At 75.8% G+C, this 18,247-nt stretch carries 12 protein-coding genes; 7 read left to right on the forward strand and 5 right to left on the reverse strand.

Translation table 11 applies throughout. From position 1 onward, the window contains the following. Positions 1 to 18 precede the first annotated feature (18 nt). A complete protein-coding gene (locus SJY06_RS05375; protein ID WP_380165386.1) occupies positions 19 to 876 on the reverse strand; it encodes an NmrA family NAD(P)-binding protein in 858 nt (285 codons plus the stop codon). Positions 877 to 981: 105 nt separating this feature from the next. Further along, entirely contained in the window at positions 982 to 2,337 is a 1,356-nt protein-coding gene (locus tag SJY06_RS05380) for a TrpB-like pyridoxal phosphate-dependent enzyme (protein WP_380165388.1), read from the reverse strand. Positions 2,338 to 2,464: 127 nt separating this feature from the next. Between SJY06_RS05380 and SJY06_RS05385 the strand changes: the two genes are divergently transcribed. The 3 genes from SJY06_RS05385 (at position 2,465) to SJY06_RS05395 (ending at position 8,332) form a co-directional block, all read left to right on the forward strand. Further along, positions 2,465 to 3,193, forward strand: coding sequence for a response regulator transcription factor (locus SJY06_RS05385; protein WP_380165390.1), 729 nt, complete (start codon positions 2,465 to 2,467; stop codon positions 3,191 to 3,193). Continuing rightward, positions 3,190 to 4,224 (forward strand): ATP-binding protein, encoded by a 1,035-nt coding sequence (locus SJY06_RS05390; RefSeq protein WP_380165392.1) that lies wholly within the window; start codon positions 3,190 to 3,192, stop codon positions 4,222 to 4,224. Before SJY06_RS05385 ends, SJY06_RS05390 begins: the two co-directional genes overlap by 4 nt. A gap of 472 nt (positions 4,225 to 4,696) precedes the next feature. Further along, complete coding sequence (locus SJY06_RS05395) at positions 4,697 to 8,332, forward strand: DUF4153 domain-containing protein (RefSeq protein ID WP_380165394.1); 3,636 nt, start codon at positions 4,697 to 4,699, stop codon at positions 8,330 to 8,332. On the opposite strand, the gene SJY06_RS05400 is transcribed toward SJY06_RS05395, so the two are convergent. Then, a complete protein-coding gene (locus SJY06_RS05400) occupies positions 8,289 to 9,140 on the reverse strand; it encodes an acetamidase/formamidase family protein (protein WP_380165396.1) in 852 nt (283 codons plus the stop codon). The two genes, SJY06_RS05395 and SJY06_RS05400, sit on opposite strands and share 44 nt — an antisense overlap. A 726-nt stretch (positions 9,141 to 9,866) precedes the next feature. Here SJY06_RS05400 and SJY06_RS05405 point away from each other — a divergent pair. After that, a complete protein-coding gene (locus SJY06_RS05405) occupies positions 9,867 to 12,779 on the forward strand; it encodes an FAD-binding and (Fe-S)-binding domain-containing protein (RefSeq protein ID WP_380165398.1) in 2,913 nt (970 codons plus the stop codon). Between the two features lie 693 nt (positions 12,780 to 13,472). Here SJY06_RS05405 and SJY06_RS05410 read toward each other — a convergent pair. After that, positions 13,473 to 13,727 (reverse strand): Rho termination factor N-terminal domain-containing protein, encoded by a 255-nt coding sequence (locus SJY06_RS05410; RefSeq protein WP_380165400.1) that lies wholly within the window; start codon positions 13,725 to 13,727, stop codon positions 13,473 to 13,475. A 30-nt stretch (positions 13,728 to 13,757) separates the two neighbouring features. Further along, on the reverse strand, positions 13,758 to 15,320 hold the full coding sequence (locus SJY06_RS05415) for an NAD(P)/FAD-dependent oxidoreductase (protein WP_380165402.1): 1,563 nt from the start codon (positions 15,318 to 15,320) through the stop codon (positions 13,758 to 13,760). Between the two features lie 175 nt (positions 15,321 to 15,495). Between SJY06_RS05415 and SJY06_RS05420 the strand changes: the two genes are divergently transcribed. Genes SJY06_RS05420 through SJY06_RS05430 form a run of 3 tightly spaced genes read left to right on the forward strand, consistent with a single transcriptional unit; the run spans position 15,496 to position 18,247 of the window. Then, on the forward strand, positions 15,496 to 16,011 hold the full coding sequence (locus SJY06_RS05420) for a gamma-glutamylcyclotransferase (RefSeq protein ID WP_380165404.1): 516 nt from the start codon (positions 15,496 to 15,498) through the stop codon (positions 16,009 to 16,011). A gap of 11 nt (positions 16,012 to 16,022) precedes the next feature. Further along, positions 16,023 to 17,465 carry an NADP-dependent phosphogluconate dehydrogenase gene (gene gndA, locus SJY06_RS05425; protein ID WP_380165406.1) on the forward strand — a complete coding sequence of 481 codons (1,443 nt, stop codon included), beginning with the start codon at positions 16,023 to 16,025 and terminating at the stop codon, positions 17,463 to 17,465. Next, positions 17,465 to 18,247: a DsbA family protein gene (locus tag SJY06_RS05430; RefSeq protein WP_380165408.1), complete on the forward strand. Its 783-nt coding sequence runs from the start codon at positions 17,465 to 17,467 to the stop codon at positions 18,245 to 18,247. The genes gndA and SJY06_RS05430 overlap by 1 nt, the downstream gene beginning before the upstream one ends.

The following is an 18,247-nucleotide window of genomic DNA, read 5'->3' on the forward strand; positions in this document are numbered from 1 at the left end:
CGACCCGCCGGGGCGGGCTCAGGCCAGGGCGGCCCGGACGGCCTGCTCCAGCGTCGCCGGCGTACGGCCCAGCAGCCGCGCCAGGTCGCCGGTGCGCGCGAGCAGGGCGTCGTCGCGGATGGCCAGGTCCATCCCGGCCAGCATTGTGGCCACGGGCTCGGGCAGACCGGCCTGCTGCAGCACCCCGGCCAGCTCGTCCACCGGCAGGTCCCGGTAGCCGACGGGGGTGCCGGACACCCGGGTCACGGTCTCGGCCAGCTCCGTCATCGTGAACGGCGTGTCCGCGCCCAGCTCGTACGTGGCGCCCTCGTGCCCGTCTTCGAGCAGGACGACCGCGGCGGCCTCGGCCAGCTCCGCCCGCAGCGCGCCGCTGACCCGGCCGTCGCCGGCTGCGCCCAGGACCGCGCCGGTCTGCAGGTACACCGGCAGCTGGGCGGTGTAGTTCTCGTAGTACCAGCCGTTGCGCAGGAACGTCGGGGCCACGTCCAGGTCGACGACGAACCGCTCGGTGGCCAGGTGCTCCGGGGCCAGGGACAGCGGGGAGACGTCCGCGTGCAGGACGCTGGTGTAGACCAGCCGGGACGCACCGGCCGTCGCGGCCGCTCGCGCCAGCGCCTCGTGCTGCGGCACCCGCCGGCCGACCTCCGGGCCCGACACGAGCAGGACGGTCCGGGCGCCCTCGAGCGGCCCGGGCATCGACTCCGGGTCGTCGAAGTCCAGCCGGGCGGTGCGGACGCCCCGCTCGGCCAGGTCGGCCAGGGTCTCGACGCGGCGCCCGGTGGCGAGCAGGTCGCCCGGCTCGGCGCCCCGGTCGAGCAGGCTGGTGACGACGTGCCGGCCGAACGGCCCGGTGGCGCCGGTGACGACGATGCTCATGCGGTCTCCTGTGGGTCGGGGCGCCCGCCGTGGGCGTCCGTCGACCGTGGGCAACCACGCCGGGCCCGGGCTGCTTCCTGCGCCTGCTCCGGGCCCGGCCGGTGCTCACATGGCCGGCACCGTGGCCAGCGCGTCGCGGAACCGCTCCGGGCTGACCTCCTCGTCGGTCATCCGCCCCGACAGGTAGCTGTCGTAGGCGGCCAGGTCGAAGTGCCCGTGCCCGCACAGCGCGGTGAGGATCACCTTCTCCTGCCCGGACTCCTTGCACTCCAGCGCCTCGCGGATGCACGCGGCCAGCGCGTGGGTCGGCTCGGGCGCGGGCAGGATGCCCTCGCTGCGGGCGAACTGCAGGCCCGCGGCGAACGCCTCGGTCTGCTGGACGCTGATCGCCTCCATCAGCCCGAGCTCGTACACGTGGCTGATCAGCGGGGCCATGCCGTGGTAGCGGAGCCCGCCGGAGTGGATCGGGTCCGGCACGAAGTCGTGGCCCAGGGTGTGCATCTTCATCAGCGGGGTCAGCCCGGCCGTGTCGCCGAAGTCGTAGGCGTACACGCCGCGGGTGAGCGACGGGCACGACGACGGCTCGACGGCCCGGATGACGGCGTCGTTGCGCCCGGCCAGCTTCTCGCGCAGGAACGGGAACGCCAGCCCGGCGAAGTTCGACCCGCCGCCGGTGCAGCCGACGATGACGTCCGGGGTGTCCCCGACCTTCGCGAGCTGCAGCAGCGCCTCCTCGCCGATGATCGTCTGGTGCAGCAGCACGTGGTTGAGCACGCTGCCCAGGGCGTAGCGGACCTCGGGGTCCGGGGCGGCGACCTCGACGGCCTCGCTGATCGCGATGCCGAGCGAGCCCGGGTGGTCGGGCCGGTCCGCGAGGATCGCGCGGCCGGCCTCGGTGAGCGCGCTGGGGGAGCGGTGCACGACGGCGCCGAACGCCTCGATCATCATCCGCCGGTACGGCTTCTGGTCGTAGCTCGCGCCGACCTGCCACACCTCGCACGTCAGGTCGAACAGCGCGCACGCGAACGCCAGCGCTGTGCCCCACTGCCCGGCGCCGGTCTCGGTGGTCAGCTTCTTCACGCCGGCCTGGGCGTTGTAGTACGCCTGCGGCACGGCCGTGTTGGGCTTGTGCGAGCCGGCCGGGCTGACGCCCTCGTACTTGTAGTAGATCTTCGCCGGGGTGCCGAGCGCCTTCTCCAGGTTGTGCGCCCGGTACAGCGGGCTCGGCCGCCAGAGCCTGTAGACGTCCAGGACGGCCTCGGGGATGTCGACCCAGCGCTCGGTCGTCACCTCCTGCTCGATGAGGGCCATCGGGAACAGCGCCTCGAACGCCTCCGGGCCGACCGGCTCGTGCGTGCCGGGGTGCAGCGGGGGCGGCGGGGGCGACGGGAGGTCGGCGACGAGGTTGTACCAGCGCGTCGGCATCTCGGACTCGTCGAGAAGGATCTTGTGCTGAGGCATGGCGGACGTTAACCCGGCGGCGCCGTGGCGGGAAGAGCGGGTGCGGGTCGTCACGACCTCGGGTCTCCACGGGATCTCCACGTCGCACCCGGGCGGTCCCCGCACGCCCGCCGATAGCGTCGTGGCCATGCAGAGCGGTGGGGCGACGGCACGTCGCGTGCTGGTGGTCGAGGACGACCCGGCGATCGCGGACGCCGTGCGACGGCGGCTGGTCAGCGAGGGGTACCAGGTCGAGGTCGTGCACGACGGGCGGGCCGCCGTGGCGGCGGCCGAGGCCGGCCCGCCCGACGTGGTGGTGCTCGACGTCATGCTGCCCGGCCTGGACGGGATCGAGGTGTGCGGGCGCATCCAGGCCCGACGCCCGGTGCCGGTGCTCATGCTCACCGCCCGCGCCGAGGAGACGGACCGCCTGATCGGCCTGGCGGTCGGCGCCGACGACTACCTGACCAAGCCGTTCAGCCCGCGGGAGCTGGTCGCCCGCGTGGCCGCCCTGCTGCGCCGGGTCGAGCGGGCGGCCGTCCTGGCCGCCGAGCAGCGGGCGCCGGCGGCGGCCCTGGAGGTCGGCGGGCTGCGGCTGGACCCCGCCAGCCGCCGCGTCACCGTCGACGGGGCCGCGGTGCACCTGACCCGCACGGAGTTCGACCTGGTGCTGGCCCTGGCCCGCCGGCCCGGCACCGTGGTCGAGCGGGAGCGGCTGCTGGTGGAGGTGTGGGACTGGCCGGACGACCGGTCCGGGGCCCGGGCCGGGGCGGCCCGCGCGGTCGACAGCCACGTCAAGGCGCTGCGTCGCAAGCTGGGCACCGACCGGTTCCGCACCGTCACCGGGGTCGGCTACGCGCTGGAGGTCGTCGCGTGAGGGGCGAGCTGGCCCACGCGGTCGACCTGCGCCCGCTCGACCCGGTCCGCTCCATCAAGGTCAAGCTCGGCCTGGTGGTGGCGGCCAGCCTGGCCGTGGGCCTGCTGGTGGCGCAGCTGGGGCAGCGGTCGCTGGGGGTGCCGGTGCTGTGGACGCTGGCCCTGGCCATGGCCGTCGCGCTGCTGCTGACCCACGTGCTGGCCCACGGGATGACGTCGCCGCTGCGGCAGATGACGGCCGCCGCTCGCGAGATGGCCGCCGGTCGGCCGGCGACGGAGGTGGCCACCAGCAGCCGGGACGAGGTGGGCGAGCTGGCCCGGGCGTTCACGGCGATGGCCCGCCAGATCGCGGAGGCCGACGCCCAGCGGCAGGCGCTGCTGGCCAACGTCGCCCACGAGCTGCGCACCCCGGTCGCGGCGCTGCGCGCGGAGCTGGAGAACCTGGTCGACGGGGTGCGCCCGGCCGACGACGAGGCCCTGCGGGACACCCTCGCCCAGGTCGAGCGGATGGGTCTGCTGCTGGACGACCTGCTCGACCTGGCCCGCACCGAGGGCGGGACGGGGCAGCTGGTCGCCGCCGACGTGGACCTGGCGGTGCTGGTCGGCGACGTGGCCGGCCAGGTGAGCAGCGCCCACCGAGGCCGCCCGGTCGACCTCGACGTGCCCCCGGGCACCCGGGCCTGGGCGGACGAGCAACGGCTGCGGCAGGTGCTCACCAACCTGCTCGACAACGCCTGCCGGCACGGTGGGACCGACGGTGCCGTGCGCGTGCTGGCCCGACCCGGGCCCGCGTCCGGAGCGGTCGTGATCGAGGTGCAGGACGACGGGCCGGGGGTGCCGGAGGCGATGCGCGCGGAGGTCTTCGAGCGGTTCCGCCGCGGCGGGGCCGGCCTGCCCGGGGACGGCGGGACGGGTCTGGGCCTGGCCATCGCCCGGTGGGCGGTGGCGCTGCACGGCGGCCGGATCGCCGTGGTGCCCAGCGAGGTCGGCTGCCGGGTGCGGGTCGAGCTGCCGGGGCAGGTGCAGCCGTGAGCGGGACGGTCGGGGCTGCGGCGGGCGGTGCGCCGGGTGCTGTGCCGGGTGCTGTGCCGGGCGGCCTGTCTGGCGCCGGGCCGGGCGGTTCGCCGACGACGTGGTGGCCGGCGCCGCAGCGCGCTGCCCCCCGGTCGCTGCTGCTGGCCTGCGCCGCCGGCGCGGCGGTCGCGGCCACCGCGCTGCTCGACCAGCGGGCCGGGCTGCCGCTGACGCTCCTGCTGCTGCTGGCGGTGGCCGTCGTCGTCGGGCTGCGGCGCGGTCGGACCCGGCTGCCGGGGGACACCGCGGCCCTGCTGCTGGCCGGGCTGCTGGCCCTGGTCCCGACCCTGCGGGCGGAGGGCCTGCTGGTCGCGCTGTGCACGCTGGCGAGCCTGGGCCTGCTCGTCGTGGTGTCGCTGGAACGCCGGCGCTGGCTCGGCCTGGCCCTGGCCCCCGTGCTGGCGGCCGCCGCGGCCCTGCGGGCGCCGGCGTGGCTGGCCCGACGGCCCCCGGTGCGCCTGGCCTCACCCGCCGACCCTGGGCGTGGGCCCGGGGCGTGGGGGCCGGTGCGGTGCTCGTCGTGGTCCTCGTGCAGCTGCTCGCCGCCGCCGACCCCGCCTTCGCCCGGCTGGTGGTCTGGCAGGTCCCCGACGGCCTCGCGCCGCGCCTGGTCCTCGCCGTGCTGGCCGCCCTCGTGCTCCTGGGCCTGGGCGTGGCGTCGCTCGCGCCGCCCCCGCCCGAGCAGGGCGTCGCGCGTCCCAGCCCCTCGCCCGCGGAGTGGGCCGTGCCCCTGCTGCTGGCCGACGCCGTGCTGCTGGTGTTCCTGCTGGTGCAGGGGGCCGTGCTGTTCGACCCGGCCACCGCGCTCGCCGGTACCGGTGTCACCCCGTCGCAGTGGGCCCGTGAGGGATTCGGCCAGCTGGTCGCGGTCACGGTCCTGCTGCTGCTCACGCTGGGCTGGGCCGTGCGCCGCGTCGACCGCGCCGAGGCCCGGCAGGCGCGGCTGCTGCTGGGCGGCGGCGGGGTGATGTCGCTGCTGGCCCTGGCCGTCGTGGCGAGCGCGCTGTCCCGGATGGCGTTCTACACCGACCAGTTCGGGGCCACGTCGCTGCGGCTGTACGTGGTGGTGTTCGAGGTCTGGCTGGCGGTCGTGGTGCTGCTGGTCGCCCTGACCTGGCTGCGCCGACGGGTGGCGCTGCTGCCGCGGGCCGTGGTGGTGACGGCCGGGGCGGCCGTCCTGCTGCTGGCCGCCGTCGGCCCCGACGGCGGCCGCGGCGTCCTGGAACGTCCAGCACCCCGCGCGCGGGCAGCTCGACCTGGCCTACCTGCAGACGCTGTCGGCCGACGCGGTGCCCGCCGTGTCCCGGCTGACGGAGCCCGACCGGTCGTGCGTGCTGGCAGGCATGGCCGCCGGTCAGGAGCCGGACGCCTGGTACGCGGTCAACCTGTCGCGGCTGCGGGCCGGGCCGGTGCTGGCCGACGCGGGGCCCGCCCCGGGGGCCGGCTGCGGCACGCGCTGAGCCGCGTGGGGTGGTCGGCCCGCCCGCCGGGGACCAGGCTGGGGCGCCGTCGAACGAGAGGCCCGCCGATGCCCGTCACCACCCGGCCCCTGCACGACGGCTGGACCCTGCGCCCGGCTGCCGGCCCCGTCCCCGACCACGTCCGGGCGGCAGGTGCGGTCCCGGCGGTCGTGCCGGGCACCGTCCACACGGACCTGCTCGCGGCCGGGCTGGTCCCGGACCCGTACCTGGACGACAACGAGGCGCTGCTGGCCTGGGTCGGGCTGACCGACTGGGTCTACTCCTGCGCGTTCGAGTGGCGGCCGGGTGCCGGGGACCGGCGCTCGCTGGTCTGGCACGGCCTCGACACCGTCGCGACGGTCGAGCTGAACGGCGTGCGGCTGCTCGAGGCCGCGAACCAGCACCGCACCCACGTGGCCGACGTCACCGACCGGCTCGTGGTGGGGGCCAACACCCTGACCGTGCGCTTCGCGAGCGCGGTCCGGTACGTCGACGCGCAGTCCCTGGCCATCGGCAGTCGCCCGCACGTCAACCACCACCCGTACAACGCCGTCCGCAAGACGGCCTGCAACTTCGGCTGGGACTGGGGCCCGGACCTGGTGACGGCCGGCATCTGGCGACCGGTCGAGCTGGTGGAGTGGTCGACGGTCCGGCTGGTCGGGGTGCGGCCGACGACGTCGCTCACGGCCGACGGCGGCCGGGTGGCCGTGGCGGTGGACCTGGAACGCGCGCCCGGCGACGAGGCGGAGCTGTCGGTCCGGGTGTCGGTGACCGGAGAAGGTGCGACCGCGACCGACCAGGTACCCGTCCCCGCCGGGGCCGGCACCGTGCACCTCGACCTCGACGTGCCCGGCGCGCAGCCCTGGTGGCCGCGCAGCCACGGCGCCCAGCCGTTGTCGGACCTCGTGGTCGAGGTCGTCGACGGCCGGGACGAGGTGCTCGCCGACCGGCACGTCCGGGTCGGGTTCCGCGACGTGGAGTGGCGCAGCACCCCCGACGAGGCCGGCACGGCGTTCACCCTGCTGGTCAACGGCGAGGCCGTCTTCGTGCGCGGCGTCAACTGGATCCCCGACGACGCGTTCCCGCACCGGGTCGACCGGGCCCGCTACGCGCGCCGCCTCGCCCAGGCCGTGGACGCGGGGGTCAACCTGGTCCGGGTGTGGGGCGGCGGCACCTACGAGGCCGACGCGTTCTACGACGAGTGCGACGAGCGCGGTCTGCTGGTGTGGCAGGACTTCCTGTTCGCCTGCGCCTGCTACGCCGAGGAGGAGCCGCTGCGCGGCGAGGTCGTGGCCGAGGTCCGCGACAACGTCACCCGGCTGGCACCGCACCCGAGCTTGGTGCTGCTCAACGGCGGCAACGAGAACCTGTGGGGGTTCGTGGACTGGGAGTGGGAGGTCCGCCTCGACGGCAGGACCTGGGGCGAGGGCTACTACCACCGGCTCCTGCCGGAGCTGCTGGCGGAGCTGGACCCGGGCCGGCCGTACGTGCCGGGAAGCCCGTTCTCGCCGGACGGCCCGGACGGCGAGGTGCGCCACCCCAACGACGACGCCCACGGCCTCACGCACGTCTGGGACGTGTGGAACCAGCGCGACCACGTGGACTACCGGGCGCACCGGCCGCGGTTCGCGAGCGAGTTCGGCTGGCAGGGCCCACCCACCTGGTCGACGCTGCGCCGCTCGGTGTCCGACGAGCCGCTGACGCCGGAGTCGCCCGGCATGCTCGTGCACCAGAAGGCCGTGGAGGGCCAGCGCAAGCTCGAGCGGGGCCTGGTCCGCCACCTGCCCGTCCCGGACGACATGCGCGACTGGCACTGGGCCATGTCGCTCAACCAGGCCTGGGCGGTGCGGACCGCGGTGGAGCACCTGCGGTCCCTGTCGCCCCACTGCTCGGGCAGCATCGTCTGGCAGCTCAACGACTGCTGGCCGGTGACGTCATGGTCGTGCGTCGACGGCGACGGCCGGGCCAAGCCGACCCTGTTCGCGCTGCGCCACGCCCACGCCGACCGGCTGCTCACCGTGCAGCCCCGCGGCGGCGGTCTGGCCGTGGTCGTGGTCAACGACCACCCCGAGGCGCTGGCGGCGGACCTGGTCGTGCGCCGTCTCGCGCTCGACGGCCGGCCGCTCGCCACGGTCACCGTCCCCGCGGGCACGCCGGCCCGTTCCACCCGCGAGGTGCCGCTCCCGGCCGAGGTGTCGACCCCCGCCGACCCGCACGGCGAGGTGCTGGTGGCCACGCTCCAGGACGCGGGGACGGACGACGCGACCGCCGTGCGCGGGCTGTGGTTCTTCGTCGAGGACCGCGACCTCGACCTGGTCGGCGACGCCGTGCGGGCCACGGTCGAGCGCACCGACGACGGCCACCGCGTCCACGTCGAGGCGACGGCGCTGGTCAAGGACCTCGCCCTGCTCGTCGACGGCCTCGACCCGGACGCCACCGTCGACGACATGCTGCTGACCCTGCTGCCGGGGGAGCGGGCGACGTTCACGGTCAGGGGAGCCGCGCGCACCGAGCCCCGGGCCCTGCTCGGTGCGCACGTGCTGCGGTCGGCCAACCAGCTCGTCAGCGGCGCGCCCCGAAGACGTCCTTCGGGATGTAGCCGGTGACGACCTGCGTCCGGTCCACCACCTCGGCGTTGTGGTAGTTCACCGCGATCGAGGCGAAGGAGTAGGCCTTGGGGACGGTCAGCCCCTGGGTGGTGACGAGGAAGTCGACGGTCTTCTCCACGGCCATCCGCATCGCCCGGTCCAGGTCCCAGTGGATCCCCATCATGATCCAGTGGGTGTCGTTCTCGGCCCACGGCAGCTCGGTCTCGGCGTCCTTGATCAGGGTGATGCGGAAGTTGCCGACCAGGGAGTGCTCCACGGCGGTGCCGCTGACCTCGCCGTCGCCCTGGCAGCTGTGGGGGTCGCCGATGAACACCTGGCCGCCGGGCTGGAAGACCGGCAGGTACAGCGTCGACCCGGAGCACAGGTCCCGGACGTCCATGTTCCCGCCGAACGTCCACGGCGGGGTCGAGCTCTGCACCCCGGTGGGCGGGGGCGGGGCGTCCTCGGTGTTGCCGATGAACACGCCGCTCTCCGGGGCCACCGCGACGATGCCCGGGAAGGGCTGGGCCGGGATCGTGAGGCCGTCGGCGAAGAAGACGACGTCCTGGCCGCGGCTCTTGCCGACCCGGTACATGTGGGTGCGCACGTCGGGCCACACCCCGGCCGGCTTGTCCGGCGGGATGTCGGCCGGGATGTCGAGGCCCTCGTCGCCGTCGCGCCACCCCGGGTAGAACGTCGCCATCACCCCGCTGGTCGGCGAGGTGTTGTTGAAGCCGAAGGGGGCCCGGGTCTGCACGTCCATGATGTCGATCGCGAGGGTGTCGCCCGGCTCGGCCCCCTCGACGTAGATCGGGCCCGTGAGCACGTGGCCGCCGTAGCGCCGACCCGTGGCCTCGCGCTCGGCCCGGGTCTCCCAGAAACCCGACCGCGTCGGGCAGCACCGCCTCGGGACCGGCGCCGAAGGCCGCGAAGTAGTCCACGGGATGGGTCGCCTGCGTGGCGCCCTGGTGGGAGAGCATGTCGACGCGGACGGTGCGGCCGGAGGCCATGACCAGGGCCGGGTCCATGTCGATCGGGAAGCCGCCCCAGTGCAGGTTCTCCGGCGTCGCCCGGACCTGGTGGTGCCACCGCCCCCGGGCCCGGCGGTCGACGTCCCGGCCACGGCCTCCCGGGGCCTGGGCCTGCGCCGGGGCGGCGAGACCCGCCGCGAGCGGTGCGGCCAGGGCCGCGGTCAGCACGCTGCGACGGCTGGCCGAGCTCCAGTGGTTGCTCGTCATGTCGACTCCTCGGTCTGGGGGCGGGGGTGTCCCGGGGCGGGAGGTCGCCGGTGGTGCGCCGCGACCGGTGACGGTCCTGACCCTTGCGGCGGGGTGTTTCGCCGGTGTCACAGCGGTGGAACCAGTCGGTCAACGCTCGTCATGGCGCGGGTGGACGCGCCCGGTCGCCCGGCGCCGCCGAGCGCCGGGCCCCGTCGGACGGCCCGGTCTGCGCGGGCGTCCCCGCTGGTGGACCCGCCGGGTCGGTCCTGACGCCTCGGGCGATACTGGGCCGTCCCGGACCGCCCGGCCCGGGGGAGCGCTGGAGGCCTGCCGTGACCGTTGTGGAGCCGAGCACGGCTGCGCGCACCCGTGACGCCGCCGGGGTCGTCGCCGAGCTGCGTCGCCGGCTCGGGGGCGTCGGTCCCGAGGTCGTCGACGACGGCGTCCGGGTCCGCGCCGAGTACTCCACCGACGCGTCCAACTACCGGGTCGTGCCCGCGGCCGTCGTCGTCGCCCGCGACGTCGACGACGTCCTGGCCGTCGCTGAGGTCTGCCGCGAGACCGGCACCCCGCTGACCATGCGCGGCGGCGGCACCTCGGTGGCCGGCAACGCCGTCGGCCCCGGCGTCGTGCTCGACGTGAGCCGCCACCTCACCCGGATCCACGAGATCGACCCCGAGGCCCGCACCGCCACGGTCGACCCCGGCGTCGTCCTCACCTCGCTGCAGGCGGCGGCCCGTCCGCACGGCCTGCGCTTCGGGCCCGACCCGTCGACCCAGGCCCGCTGCACCCTCGGCGGCATGATCGGCAACAACGCCTGCGGCCCGCACGCGGTGGCCTACGGCCGCACCGCCGACAACGTCGTGGCCCTGGACGTGCTGGACGGCACCGGTCGCCGGTTCACCGCCGGGCGCGGCGACGAGCCGGTGCCGGGCGTCCATGACCTGGTCGACGCCCACCTCGGCCTGGTCCGCACCGAGCTCGGCCGCTTCGGCCGGCAGGTGTCCGGCTACTCCCTGGAGCACCTGCTGCCCGAGAACGGCCGCGACCTGGCCAAGGCCCTGGTCGGCACCGAGGGCACCTGCGGCGTCGTGCTCGGCGCGACCGTCCGCCTGGTCGACCTGGCCCCGGCCACCGCGCTCGCCGTGCTCGGCTACCCCGACATGGCCGCGGCCGCCGACGCCGTCCCGGCCCTGCTGCCCCACGCCCCGCTGGCCGTCGAGGGCATCGACGCACGCCTGGTCGACGTCGTCCGCCGGCACAAGGGCGACGCCGCCGTGCCCGCGCTGCCCGACGGCGGCGGCTGGCTGTTCGTCGAGGTCGGCGGGGCCGACGAGGCCGAGGCGTTCGCCGCCGCCCGCCGGCTGTCCGCCGACGCCGGCACCAGCGCGGTCCGCGTCGTCCCGCCGGGGCCCGAGGCCCTGGCGCTGTGGCGGATCCGCGAGGACGGCGCCGGCCTGGCCGGTCGCACCGCCACCGGGGCGCAGGCCTGGCCCGGGTGGGAAGACGCCGCGGTCCCGCCCGAGCGCCTCGGCGACTACCTGCGCGGCTTCGAGCAGCTGATGAAGGCCCACGACGTCGACGGCCTGGCCTACGGGCACTTCGGCGACGGCTGCGTCCACGTCCGCATCGACCTGCCCCTGGCCGAGGCGCCGCAGCGGCTGCGGCCGTTCCTCGAGCAGGCCACCGACCTGGTCGTGTCCCACGGCGGCTCGCTGTCCGGGGAGCACGGCGACGGCCGGGCGCGCAGCGAGCTGCTCTCGCGGATGTACTCCGCCGAGGCGCTGCAGCTGTTCGCCGGGTTCAAGCACCTGTTCGACCCGGAGGACGTGCTCAACCCCGGGGTCCTGGTCCGTCCCGACGCCGTCGACGCCCACCTGCGCCGGCCGCAGGCGCACCCGACGATGCCGGCCGGCGGGTTCTCGCTGCTGCACGACTCCGGCGACCTGACCCGGGCCGTGCACCGCTGCGTCGGGGTGGGCAAGTGCCGCGCGGACACCGGCGCCGCGGGCGGGTTCATGTGCCCGTCGTTCCTGGCCACCGGGCAGGAGAAGGACTCCACCCGCGCCCGCGCCCGGGTCCTGCAGGAGGTCACCAACGGCACCCTGGTCGGCGGGGTCGAGCACCCGGCCGTGGCGGAGTCCCTGGACCTGTGCCTGTCGTGCAAGGCGTGCGCCAGCGACTGCCCGGCCGGGGTCGACATGGCGACCTACAAGTCCGAGGTGCTGCACCGGACCTGGAAGGGCCGGCTGCGCCCGGTCGCGCACTACTCCCTCGGCTGGCTGCCGCGGTGGTCGTCCCTGGTCGCCTCGGTGCCTGGGCTCGCGGCCGTGCTCAACGTCGTGCTGTCGGTGGGGCCGCTGCGCCGGCTGGTGCTGCGCCTCGGCGGGATGGACCCCCGGCGGTCGGTGCCGCGGTTCGCGACCCGGACGCTGCGGCAGCGGTGGGCGGCGGACCGGGAGGGCGGCCGGGGCCGTGGCACGGGCGCCGCGTCACCGCGCGAGGACGCCCCGGACGAGACCGCCGTGCGCGACCGCGTCGTGCTGTGGGCGGACTCGTTCACCGACGGGTTCAGCCCCGACGTCGGCGGCGCGGCCCGCCGGGTGCTGACCGACGCCGGCTACGACGTCGTGCTCGCCGGGCCGGGCGCCTGCTGCGGCCTGACCTGGATCTCGACCGGTCAGCTGGACGGCGCCCGGACCCGGCTGCGCGGCACCCTGGACGTGCTCAGCCCCTTCGTCGACGCCGGGCTGCCGGTCGTCGGGCTCGAGCCGTCCTGCACCGCCGCGCTGCGGGGCGACCTGCCCGAGCTGCTGCCCGACGACCCCCGCGCCGCCCGCGTCTCCGCCGCGGTCCGCACCCTGGCCGAGCTGCTCACCGACCGCGTCGCCGACGGCTGGAGCCCGCCCGACCTGACCGGCCTCGACGTCCTGGCCCAGCCGCACTGCCACCAGCACGCCGAGATGGGCTACCGCGCCGACCTGGCCCTGCTGCGCGGCGCCGGGGCCCAGGTCCGTGCGCTCGCCGGCTGCTGCGGCCTGGCCGGCAACTTCGGCATGGAGGCCGGGCACTACGACGTGTCGGCCGCGGTGGCCGAGCACGCCCTGCTGCCCGCCCTGCGCGAGGCCGCCCCCGGCACCGTGCTGCTGGCCGACGGCTTCAGCTGCCGCACCCAGGCCGACGACCTCGCCGGGGTCCGGGGCCGCCACCTGGCCCAGGTCCTGGCCGACCGCCTTCCCCGCTGAGCCACGCCGCCGCCGGGCGCCGGCCCGGCGCCCGCGCTGGATCCGGCGCCAGCGCTGCAGCCGCCGCCAGCTTGGCGTGGCACACGGTGTGGTCGTGATCGGGGCCGTCGGGGGCCGTCTGCACGACCACTGCGCGTGCCACCCGGCTCGGTCTGCTGCGGTCCCGCCCGGTCCAGGCCCGGCGCCCACCCGGAGCCCACCCGGAGCCCACCCGGCGCCGACCCGGCGCCGACCCGGCGCCCACCCGGCGCCCACCCGGCGCCGACCCGGCGCCGACCCGGCGCCGACCTGGCACCCGCCCTGTGACCGGGCCCGGCCTGGCCCCAGCCCGGGCGTCCGACCCTGGGGTGGCACACGGTGTGGTCGTGATCGGGGCTGTCTGGGGCCGTCTGCACGACCACTGCGCGTGCCACCCGGCTCGGTCTGCTGCGGTCCCCACCCGGTACCGGCCGGCTCCCGCCCTGTGACCAGGCCCGGCCCCCGCGTCCGACCCTGGGGTGGCACACGGTGTGTTGTGATCGGGGTCGTCGAGGGCCGTCCGCACGACCAATGCGCGTGCCACCCGGCTCGGGCTGCGGCGGCGCCCGCTCGGCGCCCGCTCGGCGCCCGCTCGGCGCCCGCTCGGCGCCCGCTCGGCGCCCGCTCGGCACCCGCCCGGGCGCGGCCGGCCCGGGCCCGTCCGGGCCCTCCGGGTCAGCGGTCGCGGAGCGCCTCGACCAGCTCGGCCTTGGTCATGGTGGAGCGACCCTCGACGTCCAGCTCGGCGGCGCGGTGACGGAGGTCGTCGACGGTCCACTCCTCGTACGGCGGCGCGTGACCACCCTTCGCGCCGACCTCGTCGCGGCCGCGGGCCGCGGCGGCGTTGGCGATGCGGGCGGCCTTCGGCTTGGACGCGCCGTCCTCGCGCAGGGCCTCGTAGGTCTCCCGGTCCTTGATGGGGTCAGCCACGTGCTCCTCCTCCTGGCCCCGGGCGGGGCCTCATGGGTGTCGTTCCTCGGTCAGCGCGCCGTCGTCGTCGACCGGCAGGTCGGCGCGGCCCTCGCCGCCCCGACCGCCGTGGACGCCCTGGTCCACGTCGTCGCCCTCGGCGGGGGTGGTGGACGAGGCGTGGTCGGCGTCCGTGCCCTGGGCCGCGGACGGCTGCTCGGGGGAGGGCGCCGGCCCGCCACCCGCGGGCGACGCCGCCGGCCCGCGCGGACCGGTCCGCTTGATCACCGTCCGCGCGATGATCTGCTGCTGGGTGACCGCGCGCTCCGAGCGGCCCCGGCCCAGGAACGTGATGGTCCACTTGAGCAGCGTGGTGACCCGGTTCTTGAAGCCGACCAGGTACAGCAGGTGCACCGCCAGCCACAGCACCCACGCGACGAACCCGGACAGGTTGACCCGGCCCACGCTGGCCACGGCGTGGAAGCGCGAGATGGTGGCCATCGAGCCCTTGTCCTTGTAGCGGAACGGCTCGCCGGTCGGCTCGCCCGCCACGGACCGGCGGATCTCGCGGGCGGTGTGCTGCCCGCCCTGGATGGCGACCTGCGCCACCCCGGGCAGCCGGTCCAGCGACGCCATGTCGCCCAGCACGTGCACCTCGGGGTGCCCGGGCAGGGTCAGGTCGGGCTCGACGCAGACCCGCCCGGCCCGGTCGAGCTCGGCGCCCGACTGCTCGGCCAGGGTGCGCCCCAGCTCGCTGCCCTGGACGCCCGCGGCCCACACCTTGCAGCGGGAGTCGATCCGCCGACGCGTGCCGTCACCGTCCTCGACGTCGATGCCGAACCGGTCGACCCCGACCACCTTGGAGCCGAGCTGGACCTCGACGCCCATCTTCTCCAGCCGGGCCCGGGCGCGTTCACCGAGGGTCTCGCCGAACCCGCCGGGCAGCACCCGCGGGGCGGCGTCCAGCAGGACCACGCGGGCCGACGTCGGGTCGATCCGGCGGAAGTCGCGGCGCAGGGTCTGGCTCGACAGCTCGGCGATCTGACCGGCCATCTCGACCCCGGTCGGTCCGGCCCCGACGACCACGAAGGTCAGGAGCTTCTCGACCTCGGCCTCGTCCCAGGCCAGCTCGGCCAGCTCGAAGGCGCCGAAGATGCGGCCACGCAGCTCGAGCGCGTCGTCGATGGACTTCATGCCCGGGGCGAACTCGGCGAACTCGTCGTTGCCGAAGTACGACTGCCCCGCCCCCGCGGCCACGACCAGGTGGTCGTAGCTGGTGACCGTGACCCCGTCGAGCACCTGCGAGGTCACGGTCCGGGCCGTCAGGTCGATGCCGGTCACGTCGCCCAGCAGGACCGTGGCGTTGGGCTGGCCGTTGAGCACCTCGCGGGTGGACGGGGCGATGTCGCCCTCGGACAGGATCCCGGTCGCCACCTGGTAGAGCAGCGGCTGGAACAGGTGGTGCGACGTCCGCGACACCAGCGTGATGTCGACGTCGGCCCGGCGCAGGCCCTGCGCGGCGAACAGCCCGCCGAAGCCTGAGCCGACCACCACCACGTGCGGTCGGCCGGTGCTGCGGACGGGGGCGACCCGGGTGGGCCTGGTCTGGCTCATGCTGTGTCCTCCGGACAGGTGGCTCGCTGGCGCGCGGACGCCCCCCAGCCTCGCAGCCGCCCGCGTCTCCGGCACCTGGGTGCCCCCGGCCGGCGACGAGCCGGTGAGCGACCCGGTCCGCACCACCTGCTGAGCCGGTGCCGCCCGGTGCGGCCCCGTGCCCCACCCTGTCCCGGTGACCCGCACCCCGCACCCGCCCGCCGTCACCGACCGCGACCTGCCGCTGCTGCTGGCCGTGTACGGGACGCTGCGACGCGGCTGCCGCAACCACCACGTCCTGGCCGGCAGCGAGCACGTCACGGACGGCGCGGTGTCCGGGGTGCTGCACGAGATGGTCGCCTCCCAGCGCCTGGACTACACCTACCCGCTGCTGGTCGTCCCGCCGCAGCCGTCCGTCGTGGGGCCACGGGTGGTGGTCGAGGTGTACCGGGTGAGCGACCCCCGGGTGCTGGCGCGGCTGGACGCGCTGGAGGACTTTGACCCGACGGACCCGGGCGGCTCGGAGTACGTGAGGACGAAGGTGCCCCTGCTGGGCTCCGGACCGGCCGCGGGGCCCGCGCCGACCGGGCCGGGGCGGCCCACGCCGAGCGAGGTGCAGGTCTACGCCTACGCCGGTTCGGTGGCCGTGGCCGAGCAGGGCCCCGTCCTGCCTGGTGGCGACTGGTGCACGCACAAGGGTGCCCTCGGGTAGACAATGCCAGCATGAGCGCAACTGCTGACGTCGGAGTTGTCGGGCTGGCCGTGATGGGCAGCAACCTCGCGAGGAACCTGGCTCGCAACGGCCACACGGTGGCGGTCTACAACCGCACCACGGCGCGGACCGACGAGCTCGTCGCGCAGCACGCGGCGGACGGGAACTTCGTCCCCAGCGCCGAGCTCGCCGACTTCGTCGCGTCGCTGACGACGCCGCGCTGCGTCATCGTCATGGTGCAGGCCGGTCGCGGCACCGACGCCGTGGTCGACGCCGTGGCGGAGCTGATGGAGCCGGGCGACATGGTCGTCGACGGTGGCAACGCCCTGTTCGGCGACACCATCCGCCGCACCGAGGCCCTGGCCGCCCGCGGTCTGCACTTCGTCGGCGCCGGCATCTCCGGTGGCGAGGAGGGCGCTCTCAACGGCCCGTCGATCATGGTCGGCGGCTCCGACGAGGCCTACGAGACCCTCGGCCCGATCGTCGAGAGCATCGCCGCGGTCGTGGACGGCACGCCCTGCGCGGCCCACCTCGGCACCGACGGCGCCGGGCACTTCGTCAAGATGGTCCACAACGGCATCGAGTACGCCGACATGCAGCTGATCGGCGAGGCCTACGACCTGCTGCGCAACGTGGCCGGCCTGGAGCCCGCCGCCATCGCCGACGTGTTCCGCGACTGGAACACCGGCGAGCTCGACAGCTTCCTCATCGAGATCACCGCCGAGGTCCTCGGTCACGTCGACGGCGCCACCGGCGCACCGTTCGTCGACGTCGTCCTCGACCAGGCCGGCATGAAGGGCACGGGCACCTGGACGGTGCAGAACGCGCTCAGCCTGGGCACCCCGGTCAGCGGCATCGCCGAGGCCGTGTTCGCCCGCGCGCTGTCCAGCCACCGCGAGACCCGCGACGCCGTCCAGGCCGCCTACGGCACCTCGTCCGGCTCGACCGTGCCGACCCCGGACGACGTTCCGGCGTTCGTCGAGGCGGTCCGCCGGGCGCTGTACGCGTCCAAGATCGTCAGCTACGCGCAGGGCTTCGACATGCTCGCGGCCGGCGCGGAGGAGCACGGCTGGGACCTGGACATGGGGACCATCGCGACCATCTGGCGCGGCGGCTGCATCATCCGCGCGCGCTTCCTGGACCGGATCACCGAGGCCTACGCCGAGACCCCCGGCCTGGTGAGCCTGCTGGCGGCGCCGGTGTTCGTCGAGGCGCTGACCGGCGCCGGCGAGGCGTGGCGCGAGGTCGTCGCCACCGCCGCACGCTCCGGCGTGCCCGCCCCCGGGTTCTCCGCCGCGCTGGCCGCCTTCGACGGCGCCCGCCGCGACCGGCTGCCCGCCGCGGTGATCCAGGGCCAGCGCGACCTGTTCGGCGCGCACACCTACCGCCGGGTGGACCGTGACGGCTCGTTCCACGTCATGTGGGGAGAGGACCGCCGCGAGGTGCCCGCCTGATGGCCCGCAACCTCGACCCCAAGTCCCGCGAGGCCAAGCTCGAGGCGATCCGGCGCCAGAACGCGGCCGACGCCAAGCGCGCCCGCACCCTGTCGATCGTGGCGGCGTTGGTCGTCGCCGTCCTGGTCCTCGTCGTCGTGGTGGTCATCGTGCTGACCTCGCGGGACGGGGGCGAGGACGAGGCGCTCGAGGTCGTCCCGCCCGAGGGGACGCGGCTGACGGTCGCCGAGGACGAGAACAGCGGCGGCTTCGTCATCGGCGAGGAGGGTCCCGTCGAGCTCGTCGTGTTCGAGGACTTCCAGTGCCCGGCCTGCAAGGTCTTCGAGGAGACCTCGGGGGAGCACCTCGCCGAGCTCGCCGCCGGCGGTGACGTGACGGTCGTCAAGCGCCCGATCAGCATCCTCGACCGGGTGAGCGACACGCAGTACTCCACCCGGGCCGCGGCCGCCGCGGCCTGCGTGGGCAGCACCGGGGACGACGAGGCGTACGAGGCCTTCGCGGCCACGCTGTTCGCCGAGCAGCCGGCCGAGGCCGACGCGGGCGCCGGGCTCAGCGACGAGCGGCTGACCGAGATCGCGGCCGACGCGGGCGCCGACGTCGGCGACTGCATCACCGCGGGCACCCACCTGGGCTGGGTGGGCGCCACGACGGAGTCCGCGAACGAGCAGCTCGAGCGGCTCAGCACGCCCACGGTCCTGGTCGACGGCGAGGTCGTCACCGGCGCCGACGGCCCGCCCGGGCCGGACGACCTGCAGGCCGCGGTCGACGCGGCCGGGCGCTGA

Origin of the sequence: Jannaschia sp. R86511, assembly GCF_042466345.1 — a bacterium.
GTDB lineage: Bacteria > Actinomycetota > Actinomycetes > Actinomycetales > JBBAYJ01 > Aquipuribacter.

Excerpts from the sequence above, each read along its gene's own strand:
- SJY06_RS05375 (WP_380165386.1), bottom strand. The coding sequence starts at position 876 with ATGAGCATCGTCGTCACCGGCGCCACCGGGCCGTTCGGCCGGCACGTC.
- SJY06_RS05380 (WP_380165388.1), bottom strand. The coding sequence starts at position 2,337 with ATGCCTCAGCACAAGATCCTTCTCGACGAGTCCGAGATGCCGACGCGC.
- gndA (WP_380165406.1), top strand. The coding sequence starts at position 16,023 with ATGAGCGCAACTGCTGACGTCGGAGTTGTCGGGCTGGCCGTGATGGGC.
- SJY06_RS05415 (WP_380165402.1), bottom strand. The coding sequence starts at position 15,320 with ATGAGCCAGACCAGGCCCACCCGGGTCGCCCCCGTCCGCAGCACCGGC.
- SJY06_RS05430 (WP_380165408.1), top strand. The coding sequence starts at position 17,465 with ATGGCCCGCAACCTCGACCCCAAGTCCCGCGAGGCCAAGCTCGAGGCG.
- SJY06_RS05385 (WP_380165390.1), top strand. The coding sequence starts at position 2,465 with ATGCAGAGCGGTGGGGCGACGGCACGTCGCGTGCTGGTGGTCGAGGAC.